The following is a 15,022-nucleotide window of genomic DNA, read 5'->3' on the forward strand; positions in this document are numbered from 1 at the left end:
GCAACACCGCCGGTGGACTGTCTGGAATCCAAGAACTTTTGGGCCGCCCGGGGGCTATGGTGGAGCAATCCCTTCCCCCGGGGACCGTTACCCTTTGCCTGCGCCCACGGGCGCCACGATCCAGGCCGGAGCAGTACCCCATGTTTGAAGGTCCCAACATCCTTTTCGCGGCCGCCGGGCTGGCGGTCTTTGTGGCCGCTATCCTGCCCAAAGCCCTGCGCAACATGCCTTTTTCGATGCCCATGGTGTTCCTCGGCGCCGGGATGGCCGCTTTCGCGCTGATCCCCACGCTGCCCAGCCCGGACCCGATCGCCCACAACGAATTTGTCCTGCACCTTGCCGAGATCTGCGTGATTGTGTCGCTGATGGGCGCCGGGCTGGCGCTGGACCGGCCCGTGGGGCGGAAGCGGTGGGCCACCACCTGGCGGCTGCTGGGCATCGCCATGCCGCTGTGCATCGTGGGGCTGACCCTGCTGGGGTTGTGGTTCCTCGGTTTGGGCCTTGGCGCTGCCCTGTTGGTGGCGGCCAGCCTGGCGCCCACGGACCCGGTCCTGGCCTCGGAGGTCCAGGTGGGCGAGCCTGCGGACCACGACGACGAGGCGGACAAGGAGGACGAGGTCCGGTTCGGGCTTACCTCCGAGGCCGGCCTCAACGACGGGCTGGCATTTCCCTTTGTCTATCTGGCGATCATCATCAGCGTGGTGGGCTCACAGCCGTCGGAGTGGTTTCCGGAATGGTTCGGCGTGGACGTGGTGTGGCGGCTGGCTGTTGGCCTGCTGGCGGGGTTCCTGACCGGAAAGCTGCTGGCGCGGCTCTTTTTCTCGGCCAAGGCGGACAGCCTGCGGCTGTCCAACCACTCGGAAGGTTTTGTGGCCCTGGCAGCCACGTTCCTGGCCTACGGCCTGACAGAACTGGCGGAGGGCTACGGCTTCATCGCGGTCTTTGTCTGCGCGGTCACCATTCGTGCCGCCGAACACAGCCACGGTTACCACCGGGTGCTGCACTCCTACGTGGAGCAGCTGGAACGGCTGCTGACCGTGGTGATCCTGGTGCTGCTGGGGGGTGCGATTGCCCGCGGCCTGCTTGCCGGCGTCGGGCTTGCCGAGGTGCTGGTGGCCCTGGCGTTCCTGCTGGTGGTGCGTCCCGTGGCGGGCTGGCTGGGACTGCTGGGCGGCAAAACCGGGCCGCGGGAACGGATCGCGCTGTCCTTCTTCGGGATCCGCGGCATCGGCTCGCTGTACTACCTGGCCTACGCCCTTGCCGAAGGCCAGTTCGGCGGCCAGGCACGGGAACTGTGGGCCTTCGTGGGGCTGGTGGTGGCGCTCTCGATCGTGATCCACGGCGCCACCACCTCGCCCCTGATGAACCGGTTGGACCGGCTGCGGGAACGGAAGGCGCGGGCGGTGACCGGGGATGAAGGGCTGGCGCCCAACACCCCCGTGTAACCCCACCGGCAAGGGGGAGTTACATGCCCAGGGCGGCCTCGATGGGACCCACGGCGAAGAACAGCAGGAACGCGGCAGCCACGGCCCACATCAGCGGGTGGATCTCCTTGATCCGGCCCTGGACGGTGCGGATCAGCACAAAGGCGATGAAGCCGGCGCCGAGGCCGTTGGCAATGGAATACGTGAACGGCATCAGCGTGAAGGTCAGGAACGCCGGGATGGCGATGCCCCAGTCCTGCCAGTCGATCTTGCCCACCTGGGACACCATCATGAAGCCCACCACCACCAGCGCCGGCGCCACGGCCTCGAAGGGCACCAGGTTGATCAGCGGGGTGAAGAACATGGCCACCAGGAACAGCAGGCCGGTGACGATTGACGCGACGCCGGTGCGGGCACCTTCGCCGATGCCGGCGCCGGCCTCCACGTAGATCTGGTTCGAGGAGACGGACGCGCCGCCGCCCACGATGGCGCCGAGGGCGTCCACCTGGAGGACACGGTCCACGTCGGGGATGTTGCCGTGCTCATCGATGGTGCCGGCCTCGTTGGCCAGGCCCACCATGGTGCCCATGGCGTCGAAGAAGATGCTGAGCAGGATCACGAAGGCCAGCAGCGTGGCGGCCACAAAGCCCAGGTGCTCGAAGGCGCCGAACGGGTTGGCCTTGCCGATCAGCGACAGGTCCGGTGCGGCCCAGCCGGAGAACTCCGGCGCCACCAGGGACCAACCCTGCGGGTTGGACTTTTCGCCGTCGAAGCTGGGACCGATGTGCAGGGTCATTTCCAGGATCACGGAGATCACGGTGGAGGTGATGATGCCGATCAGGATGGCGCCCTTGACCTTGCGGACCACCAGGGCAATGGTGAGGATCAAGCCGAAGACAAACACGGCGGTGGGCCAGCCCAGCAGCTTGCCGTCAAAGCCCAGGCCCACCGGCACGGTGGTGCCTGCCACGTCCGGGATACGCCGGACAAACCCGGCGTTAACCAGGCCGATCAGCGCGATGAACAGTCCAATACCCACCACGATCGCCGTCTTCAGTCCGTCCGGCACGGCTTTGAACACAGCGGTCCGGAAGCCGGTGAGGACCAGGATCAGCATGGTGACGCCGGAGAGGACAACCAGGCCCATCATGTCCGGCCACGTCAGGCCCGGGTTGGTGGCCACGGTGACCGCCACAAACGCGTTGACGCCCAGCCCCGTGGCCAGCGCGAACGGGTGCCGGGCCCAGGCGCCCATCAGGATGGTCAGGATGCCCGCCACAAAGGCCGTTACGGCCGCGACGGCGGTGAAGCCCAGGGTATTGCCGCTGGAGTCCGGGCCGGACAGGATCAGGGGGTTCAGCACCACGATGTAGCTCATGGCGAAGAACGTGGCGAACCCGCCGCGGATTTCGCGGGAAAGGTTGGAGCCGCGCTCGGTGACTTTGAAGTACCGGTCCAGGGCAGAGCCTTGCTTGAGCATTAGTCCTCCGGGGGAGTCTGTGGGGATACCAGCATCTTATGGTGGTGCCGGGGGATCGGCCTTCAAATTCCCCTAGTCTGTAAGGAAGCCAACACAAGGAGCAGTCCCCTCATGCGTTCCATCCGCCGCCAGTTCCTGAGCCTTGTGCTCGGTGTCCTCGTCTCCGCCGCCGCCGTCCTGGGCCTGGCCGGGCCCGCAGCCGCCCACGACGCTGCCGAGTCGACCAGCCCGGCCCAGGGCGCGGCGGTTGCCACACCGCCTGCTGAGGTGTCGGTGACCTTCAACAACAACCCGTTGGGCATCGGGCCCTCCATTTCGGTCAAGGATGCGGCCGGGACGGAGTGGGCGGACGGGGCCGTGGAGATTGTGGACAACGTGGTGTCCCAGAAGCTGCGGGCAGGCGGCCCCGCCGGGGAATACGTCGTGGCCTGGCGCGTGGTCAGCTCCGATTCGCATCCCATTGAGGGGACCTTCAGCTTCACGGCAACTGCCGCTTCGCCCGGTGGTGCTGCGTCAGGCACCCCGTCGGGTGCAGTTTCGGCAAGCCCGACGGCGGCCTCCACCGTTCCCGGGATGGGCAGCGCCCAGCCCGGTACCACCGCAGAACCCGCCGAGCCGGCCGGTTCGGGGGAGCCGTTCCAGTGGAGCATCGTGATTTTCGCCGTGGTGGCTGTGGGCCTGCTGGTGGCGCTGGCCGTCCTGGCCCGCCGCCGGCTTTCCGGCAACGACCGGGAGGACACGGAGAGCTGACGCGGTTGCGGTGCTTCCCGGCTGCCCGCCGGGTGCGCTTCGCCGGGCCCGGCTTTCCGCACGTTCCTAGCAGGGCAGGACGGCGAGGCTTCCGGTAGCCGGGAGCGTTCCGGCATCGGGGTTGACCTTGGCGGAGATGGCCAGCCCCACGGTTTTGGCCTGCCGCAGGACTTCCTTGGGTGAGGGCGTAATCAGCTCGCCCACTCCCACCAGGTAGATCCCGATGGCCCGCATCGCAGCGGCAAGGTTCCTGCCCACTGCGATGCCGAAGTCGTTGAGCATGCGCCGCAGCTGGCTGTGGGCGCAGCGGGTGAGGACGATGTGGTCGGCAAGCAGGATGCCCGTAGGGGTATGCACTTCCCAATGGGTAGGGGTGGCCGCAATCCCATCCAGAGCCACGCCGTCCACCATGGTCAGCTGCACGGCCCGGGTGGTGTTGCGGACATCCACGTGATGGCTTGCGGCATAGTTGCGCAGGTGCCGGAGGATTTCGTTGCGTTCCTGCAGGCTGGCGGAATCAGCGGCGTCACAGCGCTGCAGGGACGAGGTATTGGGCGGCGAAGCGGCGCCGAGGATATCCAGCCCGTCCACCACGATGGAGTCCACGCCCCGGCGGCGCAGCTCCGCAGCTACGGCCAGGCCGGAAAGTCCGGTGCCGATGATAACGGTGGTGGTCTGTTCGGTCCTGGCAGTCAGGGGCAGGCTAGACACTACAGATCACTCCTTCGAAGGATTTCAACGCCGGTGCCGGCCTCCTGGCCGACGTGCGCCCCGTTTCCCCCTCAGTCCGGCCGCCGTGCGGGGCCGGGCAGCCTGATGGATTACGTACGGCATAGTCCCGGACCAACAATGTCCTGAAGACTACAGAACAAACGGGCCGCTGGATAGACCGTGGCGTAAACATTCTCCAGCGGCTGAACGCGCTTTCCAAGGAGGTGCCCCACGCCTGTGGATAACCCGGCCAAACCGCTCCTGAACAGGCTTGCCATGCAATACCGGACAGAGAATAGTGGGAACTGCAGGCGGAATTTCGCCGGCGGCTCCGGCCGCAGTGCACGGTGGCGGGGGAACGCCCCGCTGTCTGGCAGAATGGCCGGAACATCACAGCGGTATCGCGAGGAGGCGGCCCCATGGGCGCACAAGAGTGGCATCCGGACCCGGAGCGTGAGGACGGCGGCGAAACAACCGCTCCGCAGGGGATCGTTGTGGGCGTGGACGGCTCAGAGCATGGCCAGTGCGCGCTGGTGTGGGCTGCCCGCGAAGCCGTGCGCCGCCGTCGGCCGCTTCATATTGTGACCGCGTATTCCGTCCCTATTTTCGCGGCATCCGGCCTGGACGGAGGCTACGCCACCGTTGACGATTCAGTGATCCGGGAAGGCGCCGAGGCCATTGTGCGCCAGGCCCTGGACAAAATCGCCGGCTACGACATTGAGGTCAGTTCCTCCGTGGAGAACGGCGACGCGTCCGGGGTGCTCCTGGACCTCTCCGAGTCGGCTGAACTTCTGGTGTTCGGCACCCGCGGGCGCGGCGGCTTTGTGGGCCGCCTGCTCGGCTCCGTGAGCAGCGCCCTCCCCGCCCACGCCAAGTGCCCCACCGTCACGGTGCCCCTGGTGTGCTCCGACCGGCTGGGGGAAACCACCGAGGACCGGCGCGTCAAGGCAGAACAGGCAAAATCCGGACACCAGCCCGTGGAAAACGTGGTGGTGGTGGGCGTGGACGGCTCGGAGCAGGCACGGATCGCCGTCCTCGAGGCGGCGGACCAGGCCCTTCGCCTCGGTGCTTCCCTTCGTGTCGTTTGCGCCGTTCCGCAGTACAGCGGCTCCCTCGCCTGGGTTCCCGCTCCGCTGGACCGGAAGGCGCTGTTCGCGGACATCCAGGTGACCCTGGACGCGGGGATGGCCTGGCTGCGGAGCCACTATCCCGGCCTGTCCGCCGAGTCCCAACTGCGCGACGGGTCACCGGTGGAGGTCCTCGTGGCCGAGGGCCGGCACGTCGAACTGGTCGTCGTGGGCACCCGCGGCCGCGGCGGTTTCACGGGGATGCTGCTGGGATCAACGTCCGACGGCGTCCTGCACCACGCCAAGGGCCCCGTGATGGTGGTGCCGGACCGCGAGGATCCCCGTTTGGCTGACCGCGCCCGCTTCGGGCCGATCCTCGGCGCCGCCTGACCAGGGCGGCACCCACCGCGCCTGTGCGCCCGGAGCTCCCGTCCCCAGGTGCGCGGACTCCTGCGCGCCGTCGGGGACAGGCGTACCCTTGAAGTTATGAGCCCCCTTCCGGGATCCGGTCAGTTGCACCCGCGGCGGAAACCGCCGGGAGTTTCCCGCGTGTGGACCCGATGGCTGCCCTCGGTGGCGGTTCCGGTCGTGATTGCCGCCGGAGTGCTGGTGGGGACGCTGCCCGCCGGTGCCGCCGACCCGTTGCCGGCCAGGACACCCGCGCAGGTCATCGAACTGATGGGCACCCGCACGGCCGTGTCATTCACCGGCACCCTGGAACAGGCGACGGATTTTGGCCTGCCGGACCTCCCCGCGGCAGGGCCTTCGTCGGGTCCTGCGGCGGCCGGGGACGGTCCCGCCGGAAGTGTGGCGTCCATTGCCGGGCTGCTCGCCGCGGACCACACAGCCCGGGTCTATGCCGACGGCCCGGCCAAGCTCCGGGTCCAGGTGGCGGACGGCAGCTTCGCCGAACGCAATATGGTGCGCCGCGGAACGGATGTCTGGTTCTACGCCTCCAAGGACAATTCCGCCGCCCACCTGGTTCTGCAGGCTCCGGACCGCGGCTCCGGCGACCCGTCAACCGCCACCCCGGCGGACATCGCCGGCCGGTTCCTGGCCGCAGCGGATCCGGACACCGAAATTTCTGTCGGGGCCGAGGTTGAGGTGGCCGGCAGGGCGGCCTACAACCTCCTCCTCGAACCCAGGACCGCCGACACCCTGGTGGGCAGGATCGCCATTGCCGTGGACGGCGAAACAGGGTTGCCCCTGTCCGTGCAGGTCACGGCCCGCGGAGCCGCAACACCGGCCTTCCGGTCCGGGTTCACCGCCCTGGCCTTGGGCGCGCCGGACGATTCGCTGTTCACGTTTGTGCCGCCGGCCGGCAGCAGCGTCCGCGAAATTGTGCCGCCTGCCCCCGGTTTGTCCCACGACGTCGGTGATTCGGAGACGCCGCCTTCCGGTCCGCGGCCGGCTGTGACAGGCAGCGGGTGGACCAGCGTGCTGGCCGTGCCGGCGCCCGCAGCCGGCGGTACCGGTGCCGGCGCCAACGCGCTGCTGGCGGACCCGCTGCTGTCCCAGGCCGCCGTGGACGTGCCCGGCGGAAAGCTGCTGTCCACCCCCCTCTTCACTGTCCTGGTCATGGCCGACGGCCGGCTCCTGGCCGGCCTGGTCCCGGGGGAGCGGCTCCAGGCTGCAGCGGCCGCCGCGCAGTGAGCGCGGGCGTTGGGGGATCCCGGGCCGGCGCTTCCGGCCTGGCCATCGAGACTTCCGGCCTGACCAAGCACTTCGGCCGGCAGGCGGCCGTGGACGGCGTGGACCTTGCCGTTCCCGCCGGGACCGTCTTCGGGTTCCTGGGGCCCAACGGCTCCGGTAAAACCACCACCATCCGCATGCTCCTGGGCCTGGCCGCCGCATCAGCGGGGACCGTGAAGCTGTTGGGCGCCAGCATGCCCGGGGAGCTGCACAAAGTGTTGCCGCGGGTGGGAGCGCTGGTGGAAGGCCCGGGGTTCTACCCGTTCCTGTCCGGCGCCGCCAACCTGCACCGGATGGACGCGGCCGGGCCCCACACCGTCCCGGCCACCCGGAAGCTGAGGGTGGGCCAGGCCCTGGAACGGGTGGGGCTGGCCCACTCCGCCGGGAAAAAGGTCCACGCTTATTCCCTGGGGATGAAACAGCGGCTGGGTATCGCCGGCGCGTTGCTGTCCGCCCGAGACCTGCTGGTCCTGGACGAGCCCACCAATGGGCTGGACCCGCAAGGTACCCGTGAGGTGCGGAACCTGATCCGGGCCCTGTCCCACGACGGCACCACCGTTTTCGTCTCCAGCCACCTCCTGGCCGAGGTGGAGCAGATGTGCACCCACGCGGCGGTGATGAGCAGCGGCAGGCTGGTGGCCCAGGGGCCACTCGCCGACCTGCGCCGTGAAGGCACTGTCCGGATCCGGCTGGAGACTCCTGACGCCGCGCTGGGCCGGCAGGAGCTTGTCCGCCTGGGGCTGGTCCCCGCGGCGGACACCCTTGAACCGGGCGGCGATGGCGTTCAGGTGCTGGCCGCATTGCCGGCGTCAGCTGGCCCCGCAGTCCCCGCCCTGCTGCCGGAAGACATCGTGGCGCACCTCGTGGCGGCGGGCGTCAGGGTCCGGGGGTTCGGCGTGGAACGCGAAAGCCTGGAAGACCGCTTTGTGGCCCTCACCGGTGAGGGGTTCGATGTTGCCGGTTGACGCCACTGCCAAGCCCCCGCGCGGCTCCGCGTGGTCCCTCCTGGGCTCCGAGCTCAAGGTGCTCTTTGGCCGGCGGCGCACGTGGGCCCTGCTTCTGGCACTGGCAGCCATTCCGGTGCTCATTGCCGTGGCCGTCAGGCTTTCCTCCACCGTTCCCGCGGGGCGGGGACCGGCCTTCCTTGACCGGATCTCGCAGAACGGCCTTTTTGTGGCCTTCACGGCCATGCTGGTTTCCGTTCCGCTGTTCCTGCCGCTCACGGTGGGGGTGGTGGCCGGCGACACGATCGCGGGTGAAGCAAGCCACGGGACGCTGCGCTACCTCCTGGTGGCGCCAGCGGGCCGGATCCGGCTGCTCCTGGTCAAATACGCGGGGGCGCTGGCTTTCTGCGTTGTGGCCCCGCTGGCCGTGGCCCTGGCCGGCGGCGCCATCGGGGCTGCGCTGTTCCCGGTGGGGCCCGTCACGCTGTTGTCCGGTGACGTGATCCAGCCGCCGGAGGCTGCCCTGCGGATCCTCCTGATCGCCGCCTACCTGGCCGTATCGCTGGCGGGGCTGTCAGCGATCGGGTTGTTCCTGTCCACCTTGACCGTGGTCCCCGTGGGCGCCATGGCCGCCACCGTGGTGGTTTCGGTGGTGTCCCAGATCCTGGGCCAGCTGCCCCAGCTCGAGTGGCTGCATCCGTGGCTGTTCAGCCACTACTGGCTGGGGTTCGGTGACATCCTGCGGCAGCCGGTGCTGTGGGATTCCTTCGCCTCGAACGCGGTGCTGCAGGCAGGGTACGTGGCGGTGTTCGGAGCCCTGGCCTACGGCCGGTTCGCCACCAAGGACATCCTGAGCTGAGCCGTCCGGGCGTACAGCTAGGCGTGCTGGTTAGCCTCGTGTTCGGAGTGGCTGGCCGGTTCGAGCTGGAAGGTGCAGTGTTCGGTGTCGAAGTGGGAGCCCAGGCAGGTGGTGAGCTGGTCCAGGATCTGGTCGGCGCCGTGCGCATTAAGCACACCGTCCTCCACCACCACATGGGCTGAAAAGACCGGAACACCGGACGTAATGGTCCAGATGTGGATGTCGTGGACATCCGTGACGCCGTGCACGGACAGGATGTGCTCGCGGATCATCTGGACCTCCACGCCCTTGGGGGTGGCTTCCAGCAGCACATCCACCACGTCCCGCAGCAGGCTCCAGGCCCTGGGCAGGATCATCAGGGCGATGACCACCGAGGCGATGGTGTCCGCGGCCTGGAACCCGGTGACCATGATGACCACTGCCGCGACGATCACGGCGAAGGAGCCCAGGAGGTCACCCAGGACTTCGAGGTAGGCGCCGCGCACGTTGAGGCTGTGCTCCTGCGCGCCGCGGAGGATCAGCAGCGAGACCAGGTTTGCCGCAGCGCCCAGGATGGCGGCGAACAGCATGATGTCCGTCTGCACTTCCGGGGCGGTGCCGATCCGGCGGATGGCCTCGGTGAAGATGATGACGGAAATGACGATCAGGATCAGGGCGTTGGCCAGTGCTGCCAGCACTTCTGCGCGCTGGTAGCCGTAGGTCCGCTGGTCACTGGCCGGGCGGCCTGCGATCCACGCGGCCAGCAACGCAATGGTTACCCCGGCGGCGTCGGAAAGCATGTGCCCGGCGTCCGCCAGCAGCGACAGCGAGCCGGAAAGGAACGCGCCCACCAGTTGGATCAACACCACGGACAGGGTGATCACCAGGACCGCCACCAGGCGTTTCCGGTGCCGGCCCGTTGCGGTCAGGCCATGTGTGTGGCTGTGGTCGTGTCCCATGCTCCTAAGGCTATCCCCAGCCGAGCTCGTGCAGCCTGTCATCGGAGATGCCGAAGTGGTGGGCCACCTCGTGGACCACTGTCACGGCGACTTCGTGGATGACGTCTTCCCGGGAGGAGCAGATCTCCAGGATGGGCCCGCGGTAGATGGTGATCCGGTCCGGCAACGAACCGGCATCCCACCAGGAATCCCGTTCGGTCAGCGGCACACCCTCGTAGAGTCCCAGCAGGACCGTATCCGGGTCTTCCCCGGGACCCGGCACGTAGTCGTCCTCGATGAAAACGGCCACGTTGTCCATGGCCTCTGCCAGCTTGGCCGGGATGCTGTCCAGGGCGTCCTGGACAGCGGCCTCGAATTCGTCGGCGGCCATGCTGAAGCCATAGGGCTCGTGCGGGCCGTCGGGAATGATGGGAAGGCCGGGCGGGAGGCTGGCGTGCATCCTTCGACCTTAGCGCTGAACGGCGGCAGCCGTAACGTGCTTGTTCCGGGTCCGGCGCCGGGTCAATGCCACCCCCACCAGGCAGATCAGCCCGCCCACCAGGCCCCACACCGTGGGAATTTCGGCGAGCAGGAACCACGAGATCAGCACGGTGGTCCCGGGTACCAGGTACGTGGTGGCCGCCAGCTTGCCGGCGTCGATGAGCGAGAGGGCATAAGCCCAGGTGGTGAACGCGATGGCAGTGGGGAACACCCCGAGGTAGGCAAGGCCCCAGGTGGCCTCCGGCGGAGCGGCCTGCAGTTCGTCGACCAGCTGGCCGGTGAACGGCAGGCAGCAGAGCGCCCCCACCAGGATGCCGAACCAGGTGGCCTGGGCCGCCGGAAACTTCCGCAGGACCGGCTTCTGGATGATGACGCTGACGGCGGCGAGCACGGCGGCAAGGAGGCAAAGCGCCACACCCGCCATGTCCGCCGTCGGCCGGTTCCCGCCGCCGGACCCTTGGCCGGACCCGAGCGCAATCACTGCCACGCCGGCGAACGCGACAGTGCTGCCGATCAGCAGCCAACGCGGAAAGCCCTCCTTGAGGAAGATACCGGCCATCACGGCCACCAAAATGGGGTTGACGTTGATGAGGAGGGCACTGGTTCCGGCATCCAGGACATGTTCCGCCGCGTTCAGCGCCACGTTGTAGCCGCCGAACCACATCACGCCGTACGCCAGGATGGGCAGCCATTCCCTGCCGTGGGGGAGGAGCCTGCTCTTCATGAGTTGCGGGACCACCAGCAGGCCCAGGACGACCGCGGCAACCGCCAGCCGGCCCAGCGTCAGCGGCCCGGGTGAAAAGTGCGGGCCGATGGCCCGGATCCCCACAAACGCCGACGCCCACAGCACCACCGTCACCACCATGGCGGCGATGCCCAGCGCTTTGAGTGGGGCCTGGGCGGTGGGCGGTGCGGGTGTGCTGGCGGGACCTGTGGTTGGCATACAGCAAATCTAGCCGTGCCGGCGGGGCAGGGGCTCGCGGAAAACGGTCACGTCACGGCGGCTACCCGTCGGGGGCAGCCCAGGCCAGCAGTTCCGCCAACGGCCAGGTGGTGATGATGCGTTCTGCCGGGACGCCGTTGCTGGCGGCCCGTTCGGCCCCGTACTGGAGGAAATCGAGCTGGCCGGGGGCGTGGGCATCGCTGTCGATCGAAAACAGGCAACCGGCGTCCAATGCGAGCTGGATCAGGGCGTCCGGCGGGTCCTGCCGTTCCGGCCGGGAGTTGATTTCCACGGCGACACCGTATTCGGCGCAGGCAGCAAAGACTTCCTTGGCGTCGAAGTCCGACGGCGGCCGGGTTCCGCGGGAGCCTTCCACCAGCCGGCCGGTGCAGTGGCCCAGCACATTGGTGTGCGGGTCCCGGATGCCGCCCAGCATGCGCCGGGTCATGGTTTTACCGTCGGCCCGGAGCTTCGAGTGGACGCTGGCCACCACGATGTCCAGGCGGTCCAGCAGTTCCGGCGCCTGGTCCAGGCTGCCGTCCTCGAGGATGTCCACCTCGATGCCGGCGAGGAGCCGCGGGGGCACCTTCTTGCCAGCGGACCCGTCCGGGCCGCCGGTGTTGATGGCGGCCACCACCTCCAGCTGCTCGGTAAGGCGTTCGGCGGAGAGCCCGTTGGCGATGGTCAGGTTCGGCGAATGGTCCGTCAATGCCAGGTATTCGCGGCCCAGGATTCCGGCGGCGGCCACCATCAGGTCGATGGGGGATCCGCCGTCGGACCAGTCACTGTGGCTGTGCAGGTCGCCGCGGAGCGCCTGCCGCAGCTCGTGGCCGCCGGATACCAGCGGCTGGGCCCCTTTGTCCCGCAGGTCCGCAAGATACTCCGGCACCCCGCCCGCCAGTGCTTCCTGGATGACCTGGTGGGTCCGGTCGCCGATGCCCTTCATGGATTTGAGCCGGCCTGTCCTGGCCCGTGCCGCAAGTTCGGCCGGCTCCAGCGGCCCGATGGCGGCGGCTGCCTTCCGGAAGGCCTGGACCTTGAACGTGGCGGCCCGGCTCCGTTCCAGCCAGAAGGCAATTTCGGACAGTGCTGCAACGGCATCCATCACTCCATCTTGGCCCAACCAGGCGCCAGGAGGCGGGGTTTGTGCCGATTTTGGTTAAATCGAAACTAGGCCCTATAGTTTTAGAGTCCAGTTCGGAGACAACGCAAACGATAAAGACTAAAAGCCTCGGCTCGAAGCCTTTTCTTTTGTTCCGAACGGGTTCTGGCCCCCATCGTCTAGCGGCCTAGGACACCGCCCTTTCACGGCGGCGGCACGGGTTCGAATCCCGTTGGGGGTACGCAAGGAACTGGTCAAGCAGGCAGAAATTGTCTGGTAAGCTTGAAGCCTTGAAAAAAACGGTAGCGATGCCGTAAAAGCAAGAAACGCAAGGCCCTGTAGCGCAGTTGGTTAGCGCGCCGCCCTGTCACGGCGGAGGTCGCGGGTTCAAGTCCCGTCAGGGTCGCTCTGATTGTTGGAAGTAATTCCGGCTCTCAAGGTGACTAGTCACCTAGGCTCTGTAGCTCAGTTGGTAGAGCGTTCGACTGAAAATCGAAAGGTCACCGGATCGACGCCGGTCGGAGCCACCACTGGGAAGCATCAGTTCTTCGGAACTGATGCTTTTCTTCTTTAACAAGCCGTTCCCCGCGCCGCCGGATGGCCGAAGAACGTATCAATCCCGCATCGTTGTGCCAACGGATCCTGCCTTCCCGGCCGCGCTGCGCCCACGGTCAGTAAACTTGCAGGCTGCACGTTGAACCTCGAAGAGCAGTCTGAGCATTGCACAGCGCATAAGGAGCAACCTGAATGTCCGCCACACCAGGCGCAAGGACCACCAGCCAACCACAAAAGGGCAATCCGCCGGGAGCGGAGAAAGCGGCTTCCCAGCCGCCCGGAGGTGGTGGCCAGAAAATTGCCACCTGGGTCTTTTGGCCCGCCGCGGCCGTCATTTTCCTTTTTGTCCTGTTCGCGACGCTCTTCCCCGGCACAGCCACCGAGGCCTTCGGGGCCATCCAGACCAACGTCATTAAATGGTTCGGCTGGTACTACGTTGCAGCCATCGCCGTTTTTGTGGCGTTTGCCCTGTGGATCGGGCTGAGTCGCTACGGCGACATCAAACTCGGCAAGGACGACGATGAGCCCGAATTTTCGGTCGTGTCCTGGTTCTCCCTGCTCTTCGCCGCAGGCATGGGCATCGGGCTTGTTTTCTTCGGCGTGGCCGAACCCCTGAACCACTTCGCCGCGCCGAGGCCCGGTGTTGAAGGAACCCCGGTGGCGCTGGCGCAGCAGGCGCTGACCCAGACCTACCTGCACTGGGGGCTGCACGCCTGGGCCATCTACGTGGTGGTGGGTGTCTCCATCGCCTACGCGGTGCACCGCAAAAACCGGCCCATCTCCATCCGCTGGACCCTTGAACCGCTGCTGGGGCACAAGCGCGTTGCCGGCGGCTGGGGCAACCTGATCGACGTGATCGCCCTGGTGGGCACCCTCTTCGGCGTCGCCACCTCCCTGGGCCTGGGCGTCCTGCAGATTTCGGCGGGCCTGGAACACGCCAACATAGCGCAGGCCACCACGATGACCCAGATCGGCCTGATCCTCTGCATCATCACCTTGACGATCCTTTCGGTGGTCTCCGGCGTGGGCAAGGGCATGAAATGGCTCTCCAACACGAACCTGCTGCTCGCCGGGGCGCTGATGATCGTGGTGCTGTTCACCGGGCCCACGCTGTTCCTGCTCCGCGAGTTCGTCCAGTCGATCGGCAACTACCTGCAGAACGTGGTGGGGCTGACCTTTAACACGCTGGCATTTTCCGGCGCCGAAGGCGAAGCCTGGCAGGCCGCCTGGACCACGTTTTACTGGGGCTGGTGGATTTCGTGGGCACCGTTTGTGGGCATCTTCATCGCCCGCATCTCCAAGGGCCGCACCGTACGCCAGTTCGTCGCCGGCGTGCTGCTGGTCCCCACCATGATGGGCTTCCTGTGGTTCTCCGTCCTGGGCGGCGCCGCCATCCACCGCGAACTCTTCGGTGCCGGCGGGCTGGTCAGCGCTGACGGCACAGTGGACACCGAGGGGGCGCTGTTCTCCCTGCTGGGCAGCCTTCCGGGCGGGATGGTCCTCACCATCGGGGCGATTGTCCTGATCGCCATCTTCTTTGTCACCTCGGCAGACTCCGGCGCGCTGGTCATGGGCATGATTTCCACCGGCGGGAACGTGGAGCCGAAGAACTGGATCCGCATCTTCTGGGCGCTGGCCGCAGCGGCAGCAGCCATCGCGCTCCTGCTGGCCGACGGGCTGCAGGCGATCCAAACGGCCGCCATCCTCACCGCGGTGCCCTTCAGCGTGGTGATTCTGTTGATGTGCGTGGCCACGGCCAAGGCATTCCACCAGGAACACGCGGCGCTGATGCGGGCCCAACGGAAGCTGGCCCGCGAACAGATGACCGCCCACGTGACGGAAAAGGTGCAGGACTCCGTGAACGATTCCGTCCAGGAGCACTACCAGGAACACCTGGCGGACCAGGTATCGGACCAGGTGGCGGAGGCCGTCCAGGCGCAATTCACCGAACACCTGGCCCACGGTGACGAGGCCGGCGCGGAACATGTCACGCACGACGCCGACAAGGCCGGTTCTGGCGCGAAGGGAACCCGCTAGCCCGGCCGCCTGCATCGGGGGCGCTTCAAGTCCCCGACGC

At 67.4% G+C, this 15,022-nt stretch carries 13 protein-coding genes and 3 tRNA genes; 10 read left to right on the top strand and 6 right to left on the bottom strand.

Annotated elements, in window-relative coordinates:
• The first annotated feature begins 140 nt into the window (after nt 1-140).
• The gene (locus ASF72_RS14255; RefSeq protein WP_056599967.1) at nt 141-1,445 is read left to right on the top strand and encodes a cation:proton antiporter; all 1,305 of its coding nucleotides are present in this window, start codon (nt 141-143) and stop codon (nt 1,443-1,445) included.
• A gap of 19 nt (nt 1,446-1,464) precedes the next feature.
• On the opposite strand, the gene ASF72_RS14260 is transcribed toward ASF72_RS14255, so the two are convergent.
• Complete coding sequence (locus ASF72_RS14260; protein WP_050684952.1) at nt 1,465-2,904, bottom strand: NCS2 family permease; 1,440 nt, start codon at nt 2,902-2,904, stop codon at nt 1,465-1,467.
• A gap of 111 nt (nt 2,905-3,015) precedes the next feature.
• Here ASF72_RS14260 and ASF72_RS14265 point away from each other — a divergent pair, with 111 nt between their 5' ends.
• A complete protein-coding gene (locus tag ASF72_RS14265; protein ID WP_056599968.1) occupies nt 3,016-3,654 on the top strand; it encodes a copper resistance CopC family protein in 639 nt (212 codons plus the stop codon).
• A gap of 66 nt (nt 3,655-3,720) precedes the next feature.
• Here ASF72_RS14265 and ASF72_RS14270 read toward each other — a convergent pair whose 3' ends face one another.
• The gene (locus tag ASF72_RS14270) at nt 3,721-4,356 is read right to left on the bottom strand and encodes an NAD(P)-binding protein (protein WP_082178236.1); all 636 of its coding nucleotides are present in this window, start codon (nt 4,354-4,356) and stop codon (nt 3,721-3,723) included.
• Between the two features lie 428 nt (nt 4,357-4,784).
• On the opposite strand from ASF72_RS14270, the gene ASF72_RS14275 reads away from it, so the two are divergent.
• From ASF72_RS14275 to ASF72_RS14290, 4 genes are all read left to right on the top strand, one after another.
• Nucleotides 4,785-5,822, top strand: coding sequence for a universal stress protein (locus ASF72_RS14275; RefSeq protein WP_056599971.1), 1,038 nt, complete (start codon nt 4,785-4,787; stop codon nt 5,820-5,822).
• Nucleotides 5,823-6,005: 183 nt separating this feature from the next.
• Nucleotides 6,006-7,085, top strand: a complete 1,080-nt coding sequence (locus ASF72_RS14280) for a LolA family protein (protein WP_327019594.1) — start codon at nt 6,006-6,008, stop codon at nt 7,083-7,085.
• On the top strand, nt 7,082-8,089 hold the full coding sequence (locus ASF72_RS14285) for an ABC transporter ATP-binding protein (protein ID WP_056599978.1): 1,008 nt from the start codon (nt 7,082-7,084) through the stop codon (nt 8,087-8,089). The genes ASF72_RS14280 and ASF72_RS14285 overlap by 4 nt, the downstream gene beginning before the upstream one ends.
• Nucleotides 8,076-8,927, top strand: coding sequence for an ABC transporter permease (locus tag ASF72_RS14290; protein WP_056599981.1), 852 nt, complete (start codon nt 8,076-8,078; stop codon nt 8,925-8,927). The genes ASF72_RS14285 and ASF72_RS14290 overlap by 14 nt, the downstream gene beginning before the upstream one ends.
• A gap of 17 nt (nt 8,928-8,944) precedes the next feature.
• Here ASF72_RS14290 and ASF72_RS14295 read toward each other — a convergent pair whose 3' ends face one another.
• From ASF72_RS14295 to ASF72_RS14310, 4 genes are all read right to left on the bottom strand, one after another.
• The gene (locus ASF72_RS14295; RefSeq protein ID WP_050684945.1) at nt 8,945-9,865 is read right to left on the bottom strand and encodes a cation diffusion facilitator family transporter; all 921 of its coding nucleotides are present in this window, start codon (nt 9,863-9,865) and stop codon (nt 8,945-8,947) included.
• Between the two features lie 10 nt (nt 9,866-9,875).
• A complete protein-coding gene (locus ASF72_RS14300) occupies nt 9,876-10,304 on the bottom strand; it encodes a metallopeptidase family protein (RefSeq protein WP_056599984.1) in 429 nt (142 codons plus the stop codon).
• Nucleotides 10,305-10,313: 9 nt separating this feature from the next.
• Nucleotides 10,314-11,288, bottom strand: coding sequence for a DMT family transporter (locus ASF72_RS14305; protein ID WP_056599987.1), 975 nt, complete (start codon nt 11,286-11,288; stop codon nt 10,314-10,316).
• A 61-nt stretch (nt 11,289-11,349) separates the two neighbouring features.
• Entirely contained in the window at nt 11,350-12,393 is a 1,044-nt protein-coding gene (locus ASF72_RS14310; protein ID WP_056599990.1) for a PHP domain-containing protein, read from the bottom strand.
• Nucleotides 12,394-12,558: 165 nt separating this feature from the next.
• On the opposite strand from ASF72_RS14310, the gene ASF72_RS14315 reads away from it, so the two are divergent.
• From ASF72_RS14315 to ASF72_RS14330, 4 genes are all read left to right on the top strand, one after another.
• Nucleotides 12,559-12,631: transfer RNA gene (locus tag ASF72_RS14315), tRNA-Glu, on the top strand.
• Between the two features lie 91 nt (nt 12,632-12,722).
• Nucleotides 12,723-12,796, top strand: a tRNA-Asp gene (locus ASF72_RS14320).
• 48 nt (nt 12,797-12,844) lie between these two features.
• Nucleotides 12,845-12,920: transfer RNA gene (locus tag ASF72_RS14325), tRNA-Phe, on the top strand.
• Between the two features lie 217 nt (nt 12,921-13,137).
• Nucleotides 13,138-14,982, top strand: a complete 1,845-nt coding sequence (locus ASF72_RS14330) for a BCCT family transporter (RefSeq protein ID WP_082178233.1) — start codon at nt 13,138-13,140, stop codon at nt 14,980-14,982.
• Nucleotides 14,983-15,022 lie beyond the last annotated feature (40 nt).

This window comes from Arthrobacter sp. Leaf141 (assembly GCF_001424565.1).
GTDB lineage: Bacteria > Actinomycetota > Actinomycetes > Actinomycetales > Micrococcaceae > Arthrobacter.